This window comes from Shewanella sp. LC6 (assembly GCF_006385735.2).
Lineage (GTDB): Bacteria > Pseudomonadota > Gammaproteobacteria > Enterobacterales > Shewanellaceae > Shewanella > Shewanella xiamenensis.
In genome coordinates this window covers 3,418,251-3,439,964 of the sequence record NZ_CP043902.1, presented here as the reverse complement: position 1 = coordinate 3,439,964, position 21,714 = coordinate 3,418,251, and the positions used below count along the sequence as shown (strand labels likewise).

General features: G+C 43.9%; 17 protein-coding genes. 8 read left to right on the top strand and 9 right to left on the bottom strand.

Going from position 1 to position 21,714, the window contains the following annotated elements:
* Window positions 1-820: 820 nt before the first annotated feature.
* A complete protein-coding gene (gene ltrA / locus FJD32_RS15465; RefSeq protein WP_205403011.1) occupies window positions 821-2,170 on the top strand; it encodes a group II intron reverse transcriptase/maturase in 1,350 nt (449 codons plus the stop codon).
* A gap of 94 nt (window positions 2,171-2,264) precedes the next feature.
* Here ltrA and FJD32_RS15460 read toward each other — a convergent pair whose 3' ends face one another.
* From FJD32_RS15460 to FJD32_RS15450, 3 genes are all read right to left on the bottom strand, one after another.
* Window positions 2,265-2,615 carry a hypothetical protein gene (locus FJD32_RS15460; RefSeq protein ID WP_055646945.1) on the bottom strand — a complete coding sequence of 117 codons (351 nt, stop codon included), beginning with the start codon at window positions 2,613-2,615 and terminating at the stop codon, window positions 2,265-2,267.
* A 236-nt stretch (window positions 2,616-2,851) separates the two neighbouring features.
* Window positions 2,852-3,238, bottom strand: coding sequence for a hypothetical protein (locus tag FJD32_RS15455; RefSeq protein WP_205403010.1), 387 nt, complete (start codon window positions 3,236-3,238; stop codon window positions 2,852-2,854).
* Between the two features lie 226 nt (window positions 3,239-3,464).
* Window positions 3,465-4,169, bottom strand: coding sequence for a hypothetical protein (locus FJD32_RS15450; RefSeq protein WP_140906864.1), 705 nt, complete (start codon window positions 4,167-4,169; stop codon window positions 3,465-3,467).
* Between the two features lie 279 nt (window positions 4,170-4,448).
* Between FJD32_RS15450 and FJD32_RS15445 the strand changes: the two genes are divergently transcribed.
* Window positions 4,449-5,408, top strand: coding sequence for an integron integrase (locus FJD32_RS15445; RefSeq protein WP_055646947.1), 960 nt, complete (start codon window positions 4,449-4,451; stop codon window positions 5,406-5,408).
* A gap of 1,009 nt (window positions 5,409-6,417) precedes the next feature.
* Here FJD32_RS15445 and FJD32_RS15440 read toward each other — a convergent pair.
* From FJD32_RS15440 to FJD32_RS15420, 5 genes are all read right to left on the bottom strand, one after another.
* Complete coding sequence (locus FJD32_RS15440) at window positions 6,418-6,846, bottom strand: DUF3192 domain-containing protein (protein WP_037416564.1); 429 nt, start codon at window positions 6,844-6,846, stop codon at window positions 6,418-6,420.
* Between the two features lie 110 nt (window positions 6,847-6,956).
* On the bottom strand, window positions 6,957-7,739 hold the full coding sequence (gene xni / locus FJD32_RS15435) for a flap endonuclease Xni (protein WP_126511644.1): 783 nt from the start codon (window positions 7,737-7,739) through the stop codon (window positions 6,957-6,959).
* 14 nt (window positions 7,740-7,753) lie between these two features.
* The gene (gene ppnN, locus FJD32_RS15430) at window positions 7,754-9,109 is read right to left on the bottom strand and encodes a nucleotide 5'-monophosphate nucleosidase PpnN (protein ID WP_037425808.1); all 1,356 of its coding nucleotides are present in this window, start codon (window positions 9,107-9,109) and stop codon (window positions 7,754-7,756) included.
* Window positions 9,110-9,165: 56 nt separating this feature from the next.
* Complete coding sequence (locus tag FJD32_RS15425) at window positions 9,166-10,722, bottom strand: GGDEF domain-containing protein (protein ID WP_037416573.1); 1,557 nt, start codon at window positions 10,720-10,722, stop codon at window positions 9,166-9,168.
* A 149-nt stretch (window positions 10,723-10,871) separates the two neighbouring features.
* Window positions 10,872-13,034, bottom strand: a complete 2,163-nt coding sequence (locus FJD32_RS15420; protein WP_140906863.1) for a tetratricopeptide repeat protein — start codon at window positions 13,032-13,034, stop codon at window positions 10,872-10,874.
* Window positions 13,035-13,174: 140 nt separating this feature from the next.
* Between FJD32_RS15420 and FJD32_RS15415 the strand changes: the two genes are divergently transcribed.
* The gene (locus tag FJD32_RS15415) at window positions 13,175-14,986 is read left to right on the top strand and encodes a PDZ domain-containing protein (RefSeq protein ID WP_140906862.1); all 1,812 of its coding nucleotides are present in this window, start codon (window positions 13,175-13,177) and stop codon (window positions 14,984-14,986) included.
* 181 nt (window positions 14,987-15,167) lie between these two features.
* Here FJD32_RS15415 and rdgC read toward each other — a convergent pair whose 3' ends face one another.
* Entirely contained in the window at window positions 15,168-16,082 is a 915-nt protein-coding gene (gene rdgC / locus FJD32_RS15410; RefSeq protein WP_088585848.1) for a recombination-associated protein RdgC, read from the bottom strand.
* A gap of 292 nt (window positions 16,083-16,374) precedes the next feature.
* On the opposite strand from rdgC, the gene FJD32_RS15405 reads away from it, so the two are divergent.
* The 5 genes from FJD32_RS15405 (at window position 16,375) to FJD32_RS15385 (ending at window position 21,403) form a co-directional block, all read left to right on the top strand.
* On the top strand, window positions 16,375-17,349 hold the full coding sequence (locus tag FJD32_RS15405) for a porin (RefSeq protein ID WP_181159797.1): 975 nt from the start codon (window positions 16,375-16,377) through the stop codon (window positions 17,347-17,349).
* A gap of 165 nt (window positions 17,350-17,514) precedes the next feature.
* Window positions 17,515-17,949 carry an IS200/IS605 family transposase gene (gene tnpA / locus FJD32_RS15400; protein ID WP_088585846.1) on the top strand — a complete coding sequence of 145 codons (435 nt, stop codon included), beginning with the start codon at window positions 17,515-17,517 and terminating at the stop codon, window positions 17,947-17,949.
* Window positions 17,950-18,145: 196 nt separating this feature from the next.
* The gene (gene phoB / locus FJD32_RS15395) at window positions 18,146-18,835 is read left to right on the top strand and encodes a phosphate regulon transcriptional regulator PhoB (RefSeq protein WP_011071727.1); all 690 of its coding nucleotides are present in this window, start codon (window positions 18,146-18,148) and stop codon (window positions 18,833-18,835) included.
* A gap of 80 nt (window positions 18,836-18,915) precedes the next feature.
* Entirely contained in the window at window positions 18,916-20,214 is a 1,299-nt protein-coding gene (phoR, locus tag FJD32_RS15390) for a phosphate regulon sensor histidine kinase PhoR (RefSeq protein ID WP_122040753.1), read from the top strand.
* A gap of 217 nt (window positions 20,215-20,431) precedes the next feature.
* Window positions 20,432-21,403 carry a phosphate ABC transporter substrate-binding protein PstS family protein gene (locus tag FJD32_RS15385; RefSeq protein WP_011623458.1) on the top strand — a complete coding sequence of 324 codons (972 nt, stop codon included), beginning with the start codon at window positions 20,432-20,434 and terminating at the stop codon, window positions 21,401-21,403.
* Window positions 21,404-21,714: the final 311 nt, after the last annotated feature.

Below are 21,714 nucleotides of genomic sequence, written 5' to 3'. Positions count from 1 at the left end.
ATGGATTCACGAATGCCGCGATGGCATGGATGCCAAAGAGCGGCCATGGGGCGGACGGTCGTCTCGCTAATCACCATGGCTCACCTGTTTAGCATTAGCGTGGTCTGTAAGTTTTAAAGAAATACGAAGCACGCTTTGGGACAAAAGCGTGTTAGATCCCCAACTCTAATTTTTGAGTTTCGGATTAAAAATTCTATGGGTTTAACGCCGCAATAAAAGGCGAGCGGAAGCGAGTCCAGCCCACGCCTTTTGTGGGCGATTTTTAATTGCCTTGTGTACGCCCAGCATGGGCATGAACTAATGAGGTGAAAGTCCTCTGTAGGAAGGTCACCGTTCAATAACATGCTGTTATTAAACGCTAACTACTAGTGAATGGCAAGGGCTTATCCGCGAGGATTGGTCTGAAGGAAGCCGCTAGCAAATTTGCGAGCTGATGAACAAGAACATCATATGAGGCGTAGGCTAGAGGTGAGTTGGCACAAGACGACGAAACCACGTGATCTAATGGCCACCGTAAATGATGCAGCAGTGCAAAGAAAGTTCATGTTCTTATCTGGGGAGATCTGCTTAACACGCGATCGGTCAATAACCAGTCAGGCTCTGGTCTATTAAGTGCCTTGGCTTTTCAATCTCATCGACTGAAAAGAGCGAACCAGATGAAAACCGATAGCGCATGACGGGGCAACTCGGCATGTGATTAAGCAGAAGTCAGCAGACGGCATAGTAGCCCAACGCCCATCGTAATGGATGGGATAGCATACCCCGCGTTAGCGTTGTGGGTACATGGTGAAGGCCTGAACATTTAGAAGAAGGAGGAGTCTTGTCAAACTTGTCGATACCCACTACGTCGCCAGACGATTACTATCGGCAGCGTATTGATATGCAACCGGCCTTCAACAGCGATTTATTCCAACAACTACTCGAACCTGAAAATCTACACCGAGCTTGGCGTCAAGTTAAAGCCAATAAAGGCGCGGCTGGCATCGATGGCATGACTATCGAAGCCTTCCCGCTTTGGGTGCAGCAAGGCGGTTGGCAACAGTGTAAATCTCAACTTGAGTTAGGTGAATATCAACCCTCAGCAGTCAGACGCGTAGAGATCGACAAACCCGATGGCGGTAAACGCAAACTGGGTATCCCTAACGTCATTGATCGTGTGATACAGCAATCAATTGCTCAAATTCTCACGCCGTTGTTTGATCCTTCCTTCTCGGCTAATAGCTTCGGCTTTAGACCGAATAGGAATGCCAAACAAGCAGTCTTGCAAGTCAGGGATATCATCAAACATAAACGCAAATTTGCCGTCGATGTTGATCTGTCCAAGTTCTTTGATCGAGTAAATCATGATCTCTTAATGACTCAGTTAAGGAGCAAGGTACAGGATAAGCGTCTGCTGGCGCTTATTGGTAAATACCTGCGTGCTGGCGTAATGATCAACGACCAATTTGAAGCAAGCTTCGAAGGCGTACCTCAGGGTGGCCCACTCTCACCATTACTATCAAACATCATGTTGGATAGTCTGGATAAAGAGCTGGAAAGCAGAGGGCACAAATTCGCCCGCTACGCGGATGACTTTATCATCTTGGTCAAGTCTCAACGAGCGGGCGAACGTGTCCTCAAGAGTATTACTTGCTATCTTGCCACTAAGCTAAAACTGGTTGTTAACGAACAGAAAAGCCAAGTGGTTAAGGTAGGCCAAAGCAAGTTCCTAGGGTTTACCTTTAACCGCGGAAAGATCCAGTGGCATGTCAAAACACTGCACATCTTCAAACAAAAGATAAGACGACTGACAAACCGCAATTGGGGCGTGAGCATGAGCTATCAATTGTTTAAAGTGCGGCAATACATGCAAGGCTGGATCAACTACTTTGGCATAGCGAACGCTTACCAAGGATGTGTCGATTTAGACCACTGGATCCGTCGTCGAGTACGTATGTGCTACTGGCGTCAATGGCGAAAGCCACGGACTAAGGTACAAAACTTACTCAAACGTGGCGTCAGGATCCAAGCGGCCGTTGCTTGTGGAATTACAAGCAAAGGGCCGTGGCGAAGCTCGAAAACACCAGGGATACAGCAAGCGCTGAGTAATGAGTATCTTAAGAAAGCAGGATTGTATTCACTGAGAGATGGATGGATCGCGGTTCACTATCCGAACCAGAAAACAGGTTAGGCGTTCTAAATGAACCGCCCTGTGCGGAGCCGCATGCAGGGTGGTGTGGGGGCTGGAGGCTAAATACCTCCGGCTACCCGATTAGGTGCTTGGATCATAGCTGCGTAATAACCTCTATAGAGGAATCTGTGACAACCGCATTTGTTAAAGTACCTGAGGTAAAATAAACCGCAGGAAAACTCGAAGCAACTCGCCCATTTGGGTATGTAGCTTTAAATTCCATTGCAGCTTCATCAGTAACTTCGAACTCAATCATAGTGCCTGGTGAAAGCTCGCCAAGGTCCTTAATTTTCTCTCTCCAATGAGCCGTAACCTTAATGGGAACGCTGGCTTTATTTTGGACGATAAACTTTGGCGTTGCCACATGTGGTGCAACCAAATAGACCAATGCGCCAATACCAAGGATTAAAAATGCGGCGATCGATAATAGTAACTTTTTGATCATGGGTAACTCGGTCACCTAACGCCGCGCTTTGCGGCTGTTTTGGAGCGCAGCGGAAAAACAGTCCGACAACAGCGCATTGTTAGCTTTTTTCACAGTTCTGTTTCCACTCTTTAAACAGAGATTTCACGGTTTCACTGACTTCGCTACGAAGATGTAGATCATGTGCTTGTAGCTCATATTCATAGAATATGGACTCAAAATTAATTGTTTGTTTGCAGCTAAAGCTGCCTGCCGATTCAGAGCAATGGCCTATATACCAGTCCGCTGAATAGCTTTTCCTGGTTCTTCAAAGGCTCAGATCGAACAAGGTGCCACATAAACAGAGGCTCGTGATACTCGTAAACACGATAAAAAGGCAGGCTTGGGTCTTTTTCCACAAACACGGTATCTCTTCTGTCGTAAACGTTCCAAGCTGCTTCAGCCATTCCATTAGGATTGCCAATCTGTGAGCTTGCATATGCCAACCCCATTAGCTCATGCTCAAAATCAACCCCATTCTTGTTGATATGGCTTAATGTGTATCCCGACACCTTAGCCTTAATATTTTGAGCTGGGATGTATATCAATTCTTGACCATCTGAACTATCGAGCTTGTCAGCGATAGGATCCAGAAATGCGTTCATAAATGAACTGTCCGGTGAAAAACTAGATGGATAACAAATCGTAGTGTCATCAAGTCGTACTTTTCTAAGGCTTTCAGCGTAAGCAACTTGCGAGCTAAAAAATCACCAAGATAAAGAGATAAAACTTCATATTTCTCCTGAAAGCTAACGCCCCGCTAAACGGCGAGCGTTAGCGAGTCCGGTGGAGGCCACGCTTTTTGTGGCCGGAACGTATTTGAGCGGCTTGTTAGAAGTCATTGCTTAGCAACGCCTCGACGCTAATATATTTATACATTTCTAATAGGTAGAAGTTGCCATTTTTGTCTTGGGGGTCTGGGCGATAAGACAAAATACCTTTTTCCTTCAATTTATCTAGGTCTTGCTTTGATAATTGGCCAATTTCTACAGCCCACTCGAAAGGCTCCTTGTACTCTGTAAGCAGCGAATCAAAATTTTCGAAGGATAAAAAATGCATAATATCAATTGGCCTATATATGCGAGATTCTCCTTCAAAGTTATCAATTCTCACGCTACCAGTAGACCATATACCTCGATGCTCATTTTTTGAAAGAAAAATTATTGCCTCACCAAACCCAATATTCTCAGCGAGAGGGCGACATAGATCAATTTTGTTCTGTGCAAATTCTATTAGGCCTGGACCAGCACCCTTAATGTATTTCTGAACCTCAAAGGAAACTTCTTCGGACATGCAGTAACCATGACCGAAAGCACTGTGATATACAGATGTAGGCTTACGAAGCACCTCCTTCTGCAATTTTCCATAGACTACGATATTTTCCCAAAACACATCATCATGAATATGCTTGAAATATACAGGCTCACCCGAAAGCTTCTCTTGATTCAAAGAGCAACCAAACAGGGATGCAGCTAAAAAAACTATCAATAACACTCGATACATGATGATGACTTCTAACATTTTATTAGTGCGCATGCGCGTTTACCTCGTTTGACCAGTAAAAACGCGCACAGTTAACTACTTGTATTGCAAATAACTTATCAGCTTCTCTTCAAATATACTATCTGGAAAAACGCGCATGCGCGTTTTCCAAACCTATTATCTCAAATCGCAAGCACATAACTGATTGAAATAAAATAATTATATAAATTAGTCCGTGTACAAACGCGCAAAATTTTTCCACTATTTTCCTTGATATCCGGGAATTTTAAATAATACTGTATAAAATAACAGTATTTAAGAGCGAGGATTATCATGAGTCTAAAAAGCCCATTTCTAAGCGGCCTTCAAGAAGAAATGCGTATGCGTGGTTACAGTATTAGAACGGAAAAAACCTATCTCTATTGGATCAAGGCCTTTATTAACTTTCACAACAAGCGTCACCCTGAAACAATGGGAACGGAAGAAGTTACACAATTTTTAACCTTCCTTGCCAATCAACGAAATGTGGCCATCAACACACAAAAAATTGCACTTAACGCATTAGCCTATTTATATCAGAAGCATTTGCACCATGAGCTTGGGGATTTAGGTTTTTGCTATGCCACTAAACAGAGACATTTACCGACAGTGTTATCCCCATCAGAAATCTCACTAATATTAAATGAACTTGATGGCCGCGATAGGCTAATAATAGAACTACTCTATGGTAGTGGACTAAGAGTTTCAGAATGCCTCAGGTTACGTATCCAAGATATTGATATTGTGAGAGCTTCGCTGACCGTTAGAGACGGTAAAGGACATAAAGATAGGCAAACCATCCTCAGCCATAGATGCGCAGAAAAGCTCACTACATATATTGAAAAGGCTATTAAAATTCAACAGAATGATAACCAGCAAGGGATAGGTCCATCTCTGCCAAATGCATTAGAACGTAAGTATCCCAATGCGTTTAGGCAACACGGGTGGATGTTTATTTTTCCTTCCAGCACAACCTGTATCAATCCTTATACAGGAACACTTTGCAGGCATCATTTACATCAAAGTGTTATTCGTAAAGCGCTCGGGAATGCCGTGCGTAATATTCAAATGAATAAACGCGTCACCTGCCATACGTTTAGGCATAGCTTCGCAACCCATTTACTTCAAGCTGGTCGTGATATAAGAAGTGTTCAAGAGTTACTGGGCCACAATGACGTTAGTACCACACAAATCTATACACATGTACTTGGCCAACATTTTGCGGGAACAACTAGCCCGTTAGACACATTATAAATGTCAGAGTCCTTTTGTAACTCTGTAGCATTACTAAAATTGAGTCAACATACTGATGTTAAAGTGAGCTAGATACTACTTTGCTAACTAGGAATGGGGCAAATATCTTTTTAGCTGACCTAGCAGCTAGAGGGATAGTTAGGATTGGCATTGTTGCAACAGTGACCGTTGGCGACATGGATGTCGCCGTCGAGCCTATAGGGATACTTCTTGTAAAATAAAAGGACGGCGTGTCACTGGGGAAACAGTGACAATTCATCCTACACACCTGACGACAAACTTATCTCGCTTTGGGGCAAAAGCTTTTAGCCAGATGAACAGTTCAATGGTCGTTAAGATTGCCACTGTTACAACAGTGACCGTTGGCGGCATGGATGCCGCCGTCGAGCCTATAGGGATATATTCACGGCGTGTCACTGGGGAAACAGTGGCAATGCATATATCGCAATATCCGATTCAGCCGACTTGTTTTGGGGCAAAAAGCTTTTAGCCGGATGAACAGTTCAATGGTCGTAAAGATTTTTATTGTTGCAACAGTGACCGTTGGCGACATGGCCACTCTTTCACATCCATGTAATCGCGGCATTTACACTTCCATGTATTGCAGATGCCGCCGTCGAGCTCTCAGGGATGAGTTTATGGCGTGTCGCAGGGGAAACAATGGCAATTCATCCTACACACCTGACGACAAACTTTTCTCGTTTGGGGGCAAAAAAGCTTTTAGCCAGATGAACAGTTCAATGGTTGTAAAGATTGTCATTGTTGCAACTGTGACTTTCTAAAACATCTAGGTTTTAGTAGGGCCTTCATGAATGCTTCTTGTGAAATAACAAGGGGTCTCACAGGGGAAAATGACAATGCATCCTACACTCCTGACGATAAAGTCATCTTGCTTTCAAGCGGTTATAGAACATAAATGGCAATGTATTGATTTACACTGCCATTTTGGGGGATAGCTTAATAAGCTTTGGATATTTAGCTTAGGGATGATGGTGATATCAGAGCAAAATCAATTTTTGCTTGAGCTTTCGACCTCTTTGGCGGTGCGGCTAACAATATCTGTGCCGGCTTCGAGATACTGTTTATAGGTATCATCGCCCCAGGCCACGAGTTTATTATCTTTAAAAATCAGCGGGGTGCATTCTTCTTTGCTGGTCACGCCATCGGATTTTTCATGGTGAGTACGATAAAAGAGCACTTGTAGCTGGCTATCCTTAAGGGATTTTGCCTCTGTAAAATCGGCCTTACCAAATAGGGTTTTGACGGCGGAAATATCTTGCCCGAGTGTTAAATCGTTTAATTTCTGGCTGTTATAGACTTGCCTATCTTCCCAATCCATTTCATCTGGAGTGGGCTCATATACGAGCACCACTACGGCGACGAAGGCGACATAGGCGGCAAATATGCTACCAATAATAACCGAGGTTTTTGATTTCATTGAATCTAATTCCTTTGCATATCCAATGTGTTATTTGGCAAATGAATAAAATACGCCTTTGATGACCTGAGGTAAACGGCTTTATTGCAACTTAGTGTTAACAAGAGGCGCTAGTCGACGGGTGGCGTATGAATAGGGCTATTGACCCGAAAATCTTTTAAGTTGATGTTTAAGGGTAAATCGGTTTGTAGTTGGGCTAACTTATAACTGAGGCGTGCAATATCTCGGCCTTCTGCTAACTTTTTCGCTTGTTTGGCGCCGAGATTGGACAACGAGGAAAACAGTGTCGCTAAGGTTCTAAAGGTTCGGAGTAACTCGGCGGCCGATTTAGGGCCAATACCTGCGATACCGGGGATTTTATTGCCGCTATCACCCGCAAGAGCCATTAAATCGAGAAATTGGCTGCGATCGACTCCCAGTTTTTGTTCAAGCTCAGCGATGTTGAGATATTGCTGATTAAAGTGATCCCACTGGCTGATCCGCGGATGATTGAGTTGGCTAAAACCTTTATCCGTCGACACAATAATGGCTTCACCTTGGGCTTTGGCGGTTTTCATTGCAAGGGTGGCGATAACATCATCGGCCTCAGCAGCGGCATAAATTGATTGGATTTGTAAACTGTTAAGGTGTTCTTGCAATGCCGTTAAGCCCGCCGCCAGTGGCTCAGGCATAGGTTTACGGCCCTTTTTATAATCAGGGTAGAGCTGTTTACGCCAAGAGATCTCATCCCCATCCCAGACGATAGCGACATGGGTTGGGTGATGAATGCCCAGCAGTTTAGTGCAGGCGGCACTCACACGCTCCGTTAAACTGTCCATATCGTTCTCATCTGGGATCGCCGCATAAATCCGGCGGACTAAGTTGAGACCATCGATAATTAAAAACTTATTCATTGGCGGTTTTTGTTTTACTTCACGATTTGATAGCAGGGAACATAAGCGCTTCCCGGCAGTTTCATCCTATGCTGGGCGACAAAGGCCCCCAGCAAATTGTCCATCAACTCCATTAAATGCGGATCCCCTTTAATGTGGAAGGGACCTAATTGCTCAATTTGCTTGATGGTGTCGGATTTTACATTACCCGCTACGATACCCGAAAAGGCTTTGCGCAGGTTGGCTGCAAGCTCCGCTTTGTTGGTTTGAAAATGTAAATTTAAGTTTGCCATTACCTCATGGGTGGGAGTGAAGGGCAGTTGAAATTCTGGCTCAATTTTTAGCCCCCATTGATATTGGTAAGCATCTCCTGTGGCACGGCGATGGTTTTTCACTTGCTCCATGCCTTGCTTCATCACCCGAGCGACTTCGGCAGGATTATCAATAATGATTTGGTATTTTTGCTGCGCTTCAGGCCCTAAGGTTGCAGCGATAAACTCATCAATTTTAATAAAATAATCTGCGCTTTCGCTGGGGCCAGTTAATACCAGTGGGAAGGGCGTTTGTTGGTTTTCTTTATTGAGCAAAATCCCCAGTATATACAGCAGTTCTTCGGCTGTACCCGCACCGCCGGGGAAGATAATAATGCCGTGACCTAAGCGTACAAACGCTTCTAGGCGTTTTTCGATATCGGGCAAGATCACCAACTCGTTAACGATTTGGTTAGGCGGCTCAGCGGCGATAATACTCGGCTCTGTGAGGCCAATATAACGGGCATTTTTAATCCGTTGTTTAGAGTGACCAATCGCTGCGCCCTTCATCGGGCCTTCCATTGCGCCTGGGCCGCAACCAGTGCAAATATCTAATTCCCTTAGGCCGAGTTGATAACCGACTTCACGGGTATATTGGTATTCGATGGCATTAATGCTGTGTCCGCCCCAGCAGACCACTACATTAGGATCCTTCATGGGCGCAATGGCGCGGGCATTACGCAAAATATCAAACACGACGTTAGTAATGTGGCTAGCATTTGTTAAATTGATATGTTTTAGGGTGTCGTATTTGTCGCTGATGTAGAGAATATCTCTGAGCACCGAAAATAAATGCTCTTGGATCCCAGTGATAATTTGGCCATCAACAAAGGCTTGTTCCGGTGGATTGATAAGCTCGAGCTTAACCCCGCGTTCGCGTTGCAGTACATTGATGTCGAAGTCGTGATATTGCTCGAATAGTGCTTTAGAATTGTCGGTCTTTAAACCCGCAGCGAGTACCGCGAGTGAGCAGTTACGATACAGTTGATATAGGGCGCTTTTGGCGCTTTTTTTGAGGCGATCAACTTCAAGTTGTGAAAGCTGATCCATGCTGCCCTTAGGGCTGACTTTTACTATCATTTATCACTCCTTCGTATCGACAGGAGTGATAAGAAGCGACGTATAGTCTGACTTAGTTATACGTCAATCACGACCCTGTCTCTGCTTTCATGTTTTGCTTTGTAGAGTGCTGCATCGGCGCGCTCAAAGGTTTCGTGTATGAGCTCATTGCCCATGACTCGTGCAGCCCCTATAGATACTGTAACTGTAATTCGCTGATTTTTAAATTTAAATGGAATATTTTTTACTTTTTCTCTAACTCTGTTTAAAAGTTGAGCGATATCGTTATCGTCAATATCTGGCAAAATGAGCACAAATTCTTCACCGCCGTAGCGGGCGACAAACTCGGTATCCCGTAAAGAATTTTTTAATGCCATGGCGATGACCTGTAGGGTTTTGTCCCCGGTACTGTGGCCAAAACTGTCATTGATGCTCTTAAAGTGATCGATATCTGCAATCGCAATCCATAGCGGAGATTTATGACGTTGGTAATTGCGATACTCAAGCTCCATGCGCTCTTCTAAGGCGGCACGGTTAGGTAATTGAGTTAGGCTGTCCAGCAGATTGAGCTTTTGTTGTTCGAAAAGTCGTTCTTTATAGGTATTGGCCTCGTTGCTCAGCTCGTTAAGCTCTTTGCGCATGGTTTCCATCGATTTACGCAGTAAGGCTTGCTCCCGTTGTTCTAAGGCTTCTTTGCGGGCGAGGGCGGAGCGAATTGAATTGAGCTGTTCGGTTAAACGTGCTTTGAGGTCGACAATATCGTCGGTATCGATAATGGCTTCACCCACATTATCGACTCGAGAATTGATTTCACGATTAAGCTGGGTTTTGAGTTGGAAACTACGCTGGTTGTGATTATAGGATTCACTAACGACTTCCCGCACTGCTGCTAAGGCATCGTTTAAGGCGTAGAGAAATTCCTGAGAGGCGGATTTTTCCCGTGCAATATTATCGAGCAGCAGGGATAAAATCGTTTGATAAGCCTCCAGTAAATTATCGATTTCAATATCGGATGCTAGCATTTCTTTAATGACAAGCACTTGATCGCGTTGATCTTTACGGAATTCAATTTCCGAGATCATTTGTGCCAACTCATGGGCGAGTTGTCTGTGCTTTGGTAACACATCTAACTTTTCAGTTTCATTAAACTGTTGCTGTAGGATGGTGTCGTAGAAGCCGATAATTTGTTTTACTTTAGGAATGTACTCCCACACCGTATGGAACGGTTTAGCGAGATCTTGCTTAAAGTAGTTAATTTCTTTTTTGAGCTTTTCTGGTACAGAGTTAACCCGTTGAATTTGGCGGACGACCTGTGCAAGCCCTGCGCGACTTTCTTCAAGTTGTACCATTACGTGGTGGTATTGGCCTTTTAATAGGCGTTCAACATCGACCAATTCAGGTAGGGCTTCATCGACTCGCTCAAAGGTATTTAAGTTATGGCGAAGTTTGGCAAGCTTATTATCCAATTCTAAGTTTTGACCTTTGCAGGCAAGACTTAAATGACCAATAAATTGGAGTAAAGTTTGTAACTTAGCATTTCTATCTTCATTGACTTCATCGAGGGCAAGTTTTGCCGAATGAAGTTTCTGTTGAAGTAATGCAAGTTGTGTAACAGTCGCGTTGGAATCCTTCATCCGGAGTATTTTCCTAACTCTGCAGGGCTAACAAGCAAGACGTCCTCTGTCCAGATTAGCGTTTAACTCATATGCTTCTAATGTTATAACAATGGTCGTAGAGTGCAAATTGCTTTGCATGTACGATAGTGATTAATTGTCGATATTGATCAAATATTTTCTAACAAATGCCGATTTTGGTTATTTTCCCAGCAAGGCCATACAATATCTTCCTTTAGCGCATTCGTCTCGACTCGGATCAGGCCGCGTTCAATACCTTTCTCTAAGTGCAAAAACAGCGGGTCGGCAAACAGTGTCGGTGGCACAAAATCTAATGCTCTGAGACTCACATAATAGCAAGTGTCATTTGGCAAACTTCGTGCACCAGCGAGCGCCATTTGCACGGTTTCAAACAGCAATTTGGGGGCAATGTTAATCTCCGCTTTGGCAAGCAGGGGCAAATTGATAAAGCCGAGATTGAAACTAGGCGTAAATGCTTGTTTATCGAATTGCTGTTGAAGTTGTGTTAACACTTGCTGTGGTTCTACGGTCTCAGTAAACCTGACCGCAAATAAGCCCTGGCGGATCACATAGACGGGCATAAACAGACTATGGCTAATATGGTTTGTGAGCTGACGGGTCATAGTATTGGCAAAATATTGGCCGTGATTGAGGTCAGTCGATATATGGTCGCGAAATTCAATTAAAGCTAGCGCAGTGGTTTGAGAGCTAGGCGGGTTTAGCGTCAGATCGTTTAATAGTGCAGCATATCCCTTATGATGGGTAAAAGGTTCTTCTAAGCTTAATTGAAGCAGCGATGCGTTTTGCTGTTTGCTCTTGCGTCGTTGATTTAGTAAGAAGATAACTGCTATCACCAACAAGGTTATGATAAGACCACTAAATGCCAGGAATTGATTAGTATCCTTAGCGGTTTGAATGGCATCATTTAACTTGCTTTGAATCATATTGAGTTCTAACTTGAGCTGCTGTTCAGCAAGGACTGAAGCAGTGACGCCAGGATCTTTAGCGGTGTCTTTTAATGAGTTGTTTAACTCAATAATCTTTTTTTGCGTGTTGATCACTTTGGCTTGATCTTGCTGTTTTTCTGCCGAAAGGGCGATTTGTGTCAGTGCTGATTTTTGCTCCTCTGGTAGATTTAAATCTGTCGCCAACGCTAAAGCGTTTTCAGCATGCCCCATCATTAACGGCCAATCTTGCTTGCCTTGAGCAATTTCGCCAATCAGTAATTCGTTATAGACCAAGTAATGATGGCTTTGTTTTTCAGTGAATATTTTATTAGCCATCAACAAATACTTAAGTGCATTCACATCATCATTAAGATGCGAGTAAGCTTGACCTAAATTGTGGAAATTAAGCCCTTGAGCGATGTAATTACCGCGTTTAGCATCGAGTTGCTGAGCATTAAGGTAGTAATCAATGGCGCGGTTCCAATCCCCTTGCTCACCATACACCATGGCAATAACTGTCATACAGCTGGAAAGATAAGTATCGTTCCCTAGCTTTTTAAATCCTGCTGCGGCTTCGTGGGCATTTTTTAACGCTTCATCCCATTGTTTTAAATCACGATACACCTTAGCGAGTTGTAACTGAAGATGCGTTTTCATTGACGGATAATTGGAGCGATTTGATAGTCGAATCGCTTCACTATAATGTTGCAATGATTTGGTTAGTTGTTGATTTTTATTATAGTAGTGCCCTAGTTTCGATTCGGCCGCCGCGATGAGGTAGTCGTTTCTGAGCTTATAAGCTATATCGCGATAAGTGTGAAAATGCATTAGTGCAGGAACATCTTGGCGAATAACCAAGTGCATGCCACCTAAATGTTCATGGATGGTATGTTTTAGCAGCATAGACTCAATATCAACGCTTTCGCTGATCTGTGTCAGTGCTTCGTTATAAAAAGCGATCGCTTCTTGGTATTTTTGTTCGGTGCGGCCGATATAGCGCCCCTTTAGCATGGCGACGGTGGCTTGCTCGAAGGGCGTTTGCGCTATGCTTGCCAGAAGTTCGATTAAGTTGTTTGCGTCTTGAAAACCCACCTTGGTTTTGACATTGGGTTCCAGATTTAACCGTGCGAGGAGTTGCAGTATGTGCTCAAACTCATCACTGCTGTAGCCCTGTTCTTGGGCTGCTCGTTCGAATTGTTCACGGTTCTTAAAGGTGATAGGAAAAGAAATCGACTGATTAAGCCTGTCATACATTTTTTGTGGCGTTTCACGCAATTCTATTTCTTCAGCCTCAAGATCAACCGCCAATGTTTGAAAAGAAATAGATATTAACAAGGTCACGAAAATAACAATGAGTTTATGCATGTGTAGGTGGCCCTATATTCCCTAAGTCAAGGAACTTATTTTGTTAGCTTTTGTTAGCGCCTAATGAGGATGCTACATCGACTTGTTATACTTGGAAAAAATATAAGAAGCATAATAACAGAAGACGGAAGGAAGTCAGAGTGAAACCCAATAGATTATCTATTTTGGCATTAAGTGTATTAGGGTCGGCTAACGTATTTGCCGATGTGGATTACAAAATTGATTTAAGCCAACCCCAACATCATCTTGCACAGGTGAGTGTAACGTTTCCCGAAGCTAAAGCAGGTGAGCTAATAGTTAATCTTCCTGTGTGGCGTACGGGTAAATACCAAGTGTTACCACTCTCTGATGGCGTGCGTTTATTCACGGCAAAAGACAGTAAGGGCAATCCACTCCCATGGAAACGCAGTGCTAGTGGCGAGTGGAAAATTGCCTTAGATAATCCAACCAATGTAACCGTGAGTTATCAACTTTACGCCAATGAATTAGGCCAGCGCGTGCGTCATATTGATTCAAGCCATGCTTATCTCGATGCCAGTGGCGTATTAATGTATAGCCCGCAATTTCGAGAAGACCCAGTTGCAGTACAATTAACCGTGCCCGAAAACTGGCAGAGTTATTCGGGCATGTCGTCAGGCAAAATGGCGCATTCATTTATTGCACCTAATTATGATGTGCTAATTGACTCCCCCATTGAAACAGGGGTGAGTACTCACAATAAATTTAGTGCTAATGGCAAAGACTATGAATTAGTGTTTTGGGGTGAAGGCAACTACGATGCCGATAAGGTGGTGAAAGACTTAACCGCATTGAGTGGCCAAGCCAAAGCGATCTGGGATGATTATCCTTTTGATCGTTATGTGTATATGGTGCATGCCACCAGCGGGGCGGGCGGCGCGACCGAGCACTTAAACTCGACGGTTATCCAACTACCACGGTTTAGTTTTCGTGAGCGTAAGGATTACCTGCGCTTTATTAGCACGGCGTCCCATGAGTTTATTCATACTTGGAACGTTAAAGCTTATCGTCCGGCGGGTCTTGTTCCCTACGATTATCAGCATGAAAATATGACTGAACTGTTGTGGATTGCCGAGGGATCAACTAGTTATTTCCAAGGGCAATTGTTGCTGCGCGCAGGTGTAATGACGCCTAAGGAATTTTTAGAAGACCTCGCCAAACGCATCGAGAAGAGTGAGCTTACACCGGGGCGCGAAATTCAATCCGTTGCCGAAGCCAGTTTAGGCGAGTGGAGCAGCACGGGCGGCGATTATGCCATTAACCACAGTGTGAATATTTACTCCGAAGGTTATTTAGCCTCACTGGCGCTGGATTTCTCTCTGCTGACGGACTCGAATCTTGCCCATTCATACCGCGACGTGCATCGTAAACTCTATCAGGATTACCGCGTTCCTAAGGGGTACACTGTGGCCGATGTGCAGCAAATTCTGAAGGACTTATCGGGTAAGGACTATGGCCCATGGTGGCAAAGTCATGTGAATAGTCCACTGAGCCTTGAGTTTTCAAGCCTGTTGTCTCAGGCGGGATTAGTGATGTCCTACGGTAAAGACGCTAAAGCTGAGCCTTTTACGGGCATGACCTTAAGCAGCGAATATGGTTCTTTGGTGCTTGCCCAAGTATTGCGTAATAGCCCCGCCTGGCAGGCTGGTATCATGGCGGGAGACGAGATTATCGCGATTAATGGCTTAAAGGTGACCGCTCAAGGATTTGATAAGCGCATCAAAGACTTTAAAGTGGGTGATAAGGTCGAAATCACCTTATTTAACAACGACAAAATCAAGCAAGTGGCGTTAACCTTAGGTGAGAAACAAAGCGGCAAGCTAGTGCTCAAAGGCGATGTGAAGGCGACTAAACAGCAAAAAGCCTTCTTCAAGGCTTGGCTGGGCATCGATTGGCCGTTTGATAATAAGGGGGAGCTGCTGACGAAAAGTTAACTTGTTTGCGATTTGAGTGAGTGGGCTTTAGGTTGGCTTATTCGAATCACTACCAATGTGTTACTTCAGTCATAGAGACTAAAAAGGCGCCGCAGTGAACTGAGTCCAACTGCGGCGCCTTTTACTTTTCTAATACTCGCTAGGAAGGAGCCTTGGCCAAATACGATCAGCGTTTTAAGCGTTAAGCTTGAGCCTCTTCAATGCCACCCAATGCAGAAACTAGGGCGTGCATTAGTGCGACTAATTCACTGCCCATTAAGGCAAAGTCAGCATCGAGGCGCGCCATCGGATCTTCATTACCCAACTCATCGTTACCCGCTCTAAATTCTTCGGAGAATTTTAAGCGTTTCACACTGGCATCGGATTGCAGCAGTAGCGCAATCGATTGGCCAAAGTGCAGGGCGAGCTTATGCACTTCTTTACCGGTTTCAAGGTGGGCAAGTACTTCGTCTTCTTTTAGATCTTGCTGCTTAAAGCGTACTATGCCGCCTTCATCTGCGGCTGATTTCAGCTCAGCTTCATCTTGTATTTCAAAAGGTAAGGGGGCGCTGCCATTTTTAAGCCATTCAGTTAATTGGCTTTCAATCGGTGCTTTAAAGCTTAATGGGATCACTGGCAAGCTACCTAAGGCCTTGCGTAATAAGGCTAATAATTCTTCTGCCTTAGTGGCGCTTGAACTGTCAACGAGGATCATTTCTAACTCAGGTAAAATCAGTGCGCGTGTTTGGCTGCGGCGCGAAAAAGCGCGTGGCAATAGGCTAGTGATGATTTCATCTTTTAGCGCATCTTTTTCTTTTTTGGCAAGTTTACGATTTTCTTCGTTTTCAATTTGTGCCACTTTTTCTTCTAATGATTCTTTAATTACTTGACCAGGAAGAATTTTTTCTTCTTTAGTGACACAGATTAGATGACGATTGTTGGCGCTGTGCACTAAGGTGCTGCCCTGTTTACCTAAGGCATTGGAAAACCCAAATTTGCTGACGTCTTGGCTGGCGCACGGGGAAAATGTGAAATCGGCAAGTGCGGTTTCAAGTGCTTCTGTCTCGATGGAAAAAGGTTTATTGAAACGATAAATAGTAAGATTTTTAAACCACATAAGATGCGCTCATTGGAAAAATAAAGTCGCAGTTTACGGCATAGTTGCGGCGGGGTAAACCTACCTGAAATCGTTAAATTTTGCCTTGGTTGCAGAATTCATCAAAATGTAACATTGAGAAAAACTCAGCTATAACCCTTGGTGTTAATGGGTTTTGTCTTTTGTAGGTGGTGCGGTTTTATGGTGGTAGTCCTAAGTTGTCACAATTGAAATAAAACTGAAACAGATTCATTGCAAACTTTCGGTCGTTCCAAACCAATAACCAAGACGAACATAACGTCGAAAGGATTAAATGATGAACGTTTTTTGTAAAACTCTACTTGCTTCTGCGCTAGCTTCTGCAACTCTGGCTTCTGCTTATGCCGCTGAGCCACTGACTGTTTATGGTAAGTTGAATGTTAGCGCTCAATCAAACGATGAGAATGGTGACGCTACAACAACTATTCAAAGTAATGCTTCTCGTTTTGGTGTGAAGGGTGATTTCGAATTATCAAGTTCACTTACCGCTTTCTATACTGTTGAGTATCAAGTAGATACTGGTAATGCATCAAGCGACAACTTTACTGCGCGTAATCAATTTGTTGGTTTAAAAGGCGACTTTGGTTCGTTCTCTGTTGGTCGTAACGATACTTTGCTGAAGATTTCTCAAGGTGGTGTTGACCAATTCAATGACTTTATGAATTCTGGTGACCTGGCTAAATTGTTTAAAGGTGAAGTTCGTGCTGCGCAAACGGCAACTTACTTAACCCCTTCCTTTGGTGACTTTGTGTTTGGTGTCACTTATGTTGCGGAAGGTAATGATGTTAAAAGTCAATTTGCTCAAGATGGTTTCAGTGCTGCCGCCATGTATGGTGACGCTAAGTTAAAGAAAACCGCTGTCTATGCAGCCCTTGCCTACGATTCTGATGTGTCTGGATATGAAATCGTGCGCGCTAGCTTACAAACCAAGTTAGCAGGCATCACATTGGGTGGTATGTATCAGCAGCAGGAACAAACGTACAAATACAATGCAACAACGGGCCAACCAGTTGAGGTGTCTGCAGACAGTGCGACTGGCTACCTGTTAAGTGCTGCTTATGATATCAATGCTGTGACATTAAAAGCTCAATATCAAGACATGGAAGACTTAGGTGATTCATGGTCAGTGGGTGCGGACTACAGCTTAGGCAAGCCGACTAAAGTGTTTGCTTTCTATACCAACCGCTCTTTAGAAGCGAATACAGATGATGATAAATACATCGTTGTTGGTTTAGAACACAAGTTCTAATCTCAGTATTAAGATTGAATTAAGGAAGCTTCGGCTTCCTTTTTTATTTTTAGCCCAAAACCACCTACTTCAGTAGGTGGTTATCATCATTTGAGGCTTTGCCTGTATACCTACCCATGTTAAATGCATCTTTGATTTTTAGCGAAGTCAAAAGAGGCAAATAACATGAGTAGATACGAGCAAGCATCGCATGTGTTCTGGCGATGTCAATATCATATAGTCTGGACACCAAAGTACCGCTTTCGGATATTGAAAGGTAATGTCGGAAAAGAGGTTTATCGATGCATTCAGGTTTATTGCCATCAAATGGGATGCATAGTCATGGAGCTAAATGTTCAAGTTGACCATGTTCATTTAGTAGTGAAGGTACCTCCGAAGATATCTATATCGAATTTAATGGGGGCGTTAAAAGGTAAGATAGCTTTGAAAATATTCAGTAAATTTCCTTACCTACGTAAGAATAAACTTTCGGGAAATCATTTTTGGCAGAGAGGATACTTCGTCGATTCGATTGGAATTAACGAGGAAATAATCCGTAGATACGTTAGGCATCAAGAGAAAGTAGAGCGGCAAGAGCAGGGTCAACTTGCTCTTGAATAAAGGCCCCCTTTTAGGGGGTTAAAACAAAGCCACCTTCTTCAGAAGGTGGATTCTTTACTGCGATAAACAAACAGTTATATAAACTTAATATGACAATCATCGCTACTATATAGCTTGTGCGGCACACTTATTCATAAATCTGTAATAAAAATGACTAATAATAGCCGTGTTGACATTCACTGACAGAAAATCACCTATGACTGCAAGGATATTGATAGTAGAAGACGAGTTAGCTATCCGCGAGATGCTGACTTTTGTAATGGAACAGCATGGGTTTACCACCTCTGCGGCAGAAGATTTTGATTCGGCCATTGCGCTGCTAAAGGAGCCTTACCCCGATCTGATTTTGTTGGATTGGATGTTTCCTGGAGGAAGCGGTATTCAATTGGCTAAACGCCTCAAGCAGGATGAGTTTACCCGTCAGATCCCCATTATTATGCTCACCGCCCGTGGAGAAGAGGAAGATAAGGTTAAGGGCCTCGAAGTGGGCGCCGATGACTATATCACTAAACCTTTCTCACCCAAGGAGTTGGTGGCACGTATCAAAGCGGTGCTACGCCGTAGCGCGCCGACCCGTCTTGAAGAAACGATTGACGTACAAGGATTGTTACTCGACCCCGTGAGTCACAGGGTAAGTGTTGGCGATACTGTACTCGATATGGGGCCCACAGAATTTCGATTGTTACACTTTTTTATGACACACCCAGAACGTGTCTATAGCCGCGAACAGCTGCTTGATAATGTGTGGGGCACAAACGTATATGTCGAAGACCGAACCGTTGATGTGCATATTCGCCGCCTACGTAAAGCGGTTGAAGAGTCGGGCCATGATCGTCTCATTCAAACGGTTCGTGGTGCGGGTTATCGTTTCTCAACACGTAGTTAGTGCCAAATAAGAGATAGGCACAGGTTAGCTTTTCGGCTATCTTGTGCTCCTCTTATTTAGCCTGATGTTTGGGTTTATTTATGTTCGACTCTTATTCAGGGTACCGGTTGTTTACGCGCTTAGCCGTATTTTTACTGCTTTGTTTGCTCATTGGTTTATTGGTAGGGAAACCCCTCTGGATACTGATCATTGGATTGCTAGGGCTAGTGTTCTGGCATTACCGTCAGTTAGCGCGACTTAATTTTTGGTTATGGCGAGATAGAAAATTAACGCCTCCCCAAGGCACTGGCAGTTGGGAAGGCGTATTTAATGGTATTTACCGCCTGCAAGGTAAAAATCGTCGCCGAGTCGGTCAATTGGCGGCTCTACTTGGGCGTTTCCGTCAAGGCGCTGAAGCCTTACCCGATGCAGCAGTCGTGCTCGACTCAGAGCATAATATCTTATGGTGTAATAAATTAGCTCAGCTGATGTTGGGATTCGTTTGGCCACAGGATAATGGTCAACGAATCGATAATTTAATTCGTCATCCCGATTTTTCTGCCTATATCAAAGCGGCTGAATATAAGGAACCCTTAGAGCTGGCTTCGCCAGTATCGGAGCGGCGTTTACTCGAAATTCGTATCATGGCCTATGGCGATCGGCAGTTACTGTTGATTGCCCGCGATATTACACGGATAAGACAACTCGAAGGCATGCGTAAAGAATTTGTCGCCAATGTGTCACACGAACTCAAAACCCCGCTCACTGTATTGCAGGGCTATTTAGAGATGATGCAAAGCATGGCGGAACCCGATTCGATGAACGCTAAGCCCTTAGCCTTAATGCAGCAGCAGACTCGGCGAATGCAGTCGATGGTCGAACAATTACTGGTGTTATCGCGTATCGAAGATGCAGTGGATATTAATCTTGAGAACACGGTAAACATGTCGCAGCTAATGGAAGTTTTAAAGGAAGAAGCTAAAGCATTAGCGCAGGATAAATATGAGTTAAGTTTCCATTGTGAGCCGGGATTAGATTCCCATGGCAATGAGCTACAGCTTAGAAGTGCTTGCTCTAACCTGATTTCGAATGCGATTCGTTACACTGAGCCTGGTGGTAAGATTACGGTGCAGTGGCGTAGCGTTGCTACTGGCGGTCTCTTCAGTGTGACAGATACCGGGGAAGGGATTGCACCGCAGCATATCAATCGCTTAACCGAGCGTTTTTATCGAGTTGATAGCGCGCGCTCACGGCAAACGGGGGGAAGCGGCCTTGGTTTAGCCATTGTGAAACATGCGTTAAGTCATCATCACAGTGAGCTTAATATCAGCAGTGAATTAGGAAAGGGTAGCACTTTCAGCTTTATGATCCCGCAGCATTTGATTGAACGTAAAAAATAATTGCTATTTACTGTAACGTTATTTTTTATATTAAAAACAGGCCATTATGGCCTGTTTTGTTTTTTATCGGGTTTGAATCGGCGGATTTTTTATAAAAAGGTGTTTTGTCATCTAAGTGTCATATCTTGGACATAGAATTGTCATTGTAGCGATTGATACTGGCTGCGTCTGAAGAAACTTAAGTTACAAATTAGTTAGCTTATTACTGGAGCACATAATGAAACTGAAAAAGCTTGTCGGCGCGATGACTCTTACTGCCGCTGGTGTATTCTCTGCCACTGCAATGGCATCTGTTGATCAATCTCTGCCAACTTACGAGAAAGCAAGTGGGGTATCGGGCAACCTTTCCTCTGTAGGTTCAGATACTTTAGCCAATATGATGACACTGTGGGCTGAAGAATTTAAACAGATGTACCCTAACGTAAATATCCAAATTCAAGCAGCTGGTTCTTCTACTGCGCCACCAGCATTAACTGAAGGTACTTCACAATTCGGCCCAATGAGCCGCAAGATGAAGCCTAATGAAGAAGAAGCCTTCGAAAAACACTACGGTTACAAGCCAACTGCAGTTCGTGTTGCGATTGACGCTTTAGCGGTATTCGTACACAAAGATAACCCAATCAAAGGCTTAACTGTCGAACAAGTTGACGGTATTTTCTCTTCTACTCACAAATGTGGTAGCAGCGACATCCAACGTTGGGGCGATTTAGGCCTTGACGGTAACTGGTCAGCTAAAGACGTACAGTTATATGGCCGTAACTCAGTATCTGGTACTTACGGTTACTTTAAAGAGCACGCTCTGTGTAAAGGTGACTTCAAGGCCAACGTAAACGAACAACCAGGCTCTGCTTCTGTAGTTCAGTCAGTGTCTCAATCACTGAACGCTATCGGTTACTCAGGTATCGGTTACAAAACTGCTGGCGTGAAAGCCGTTGCCATCGCGAAGAAAGGTAACGAGTTTATCGAAGCGACTGCAGAAAACGCCGCTAACGGTACTTACCCATTATCACGTTACTTATATGTATACGTGAACAAGCAACCAAACAAAGACTTAGCACCAATGGAAAAAGAATTCATCCGTTACGTGCTGTCTAAGCAAGGTCAGCAAGTGGTAGAAAAAGACGGTTATGTGACTCTGCCTAAGAGCGTCGTTGCTAAAGATTTAGAACAGTTAGGCATCCGCCTCTAATGCTAAATCGCTAAACCTTAAGGGTCTCTTCGGAGGCCCTTTTTGTTTTGGGGGCTAAAACCACCAACGTCAGTATGGGGTTATCATGCGAGGTGATTACTAGCTGGCGCTTACGACTGAAAATAGGCATAAAAAAAGCAACCTAATTAGGTTGCTGTAAATTCCAATTCGGAATCTGGGGACGGTCGCGCTAGAAACCATCGAAAGGAGAATGATGATGAACGAAGAAACTCATTGCAAAGATTCGGTTCATAATATCTGACTCAAGGGCGCGAAATTAGTTCAGCCAAAATAGAAAATTTTTGAAAAAA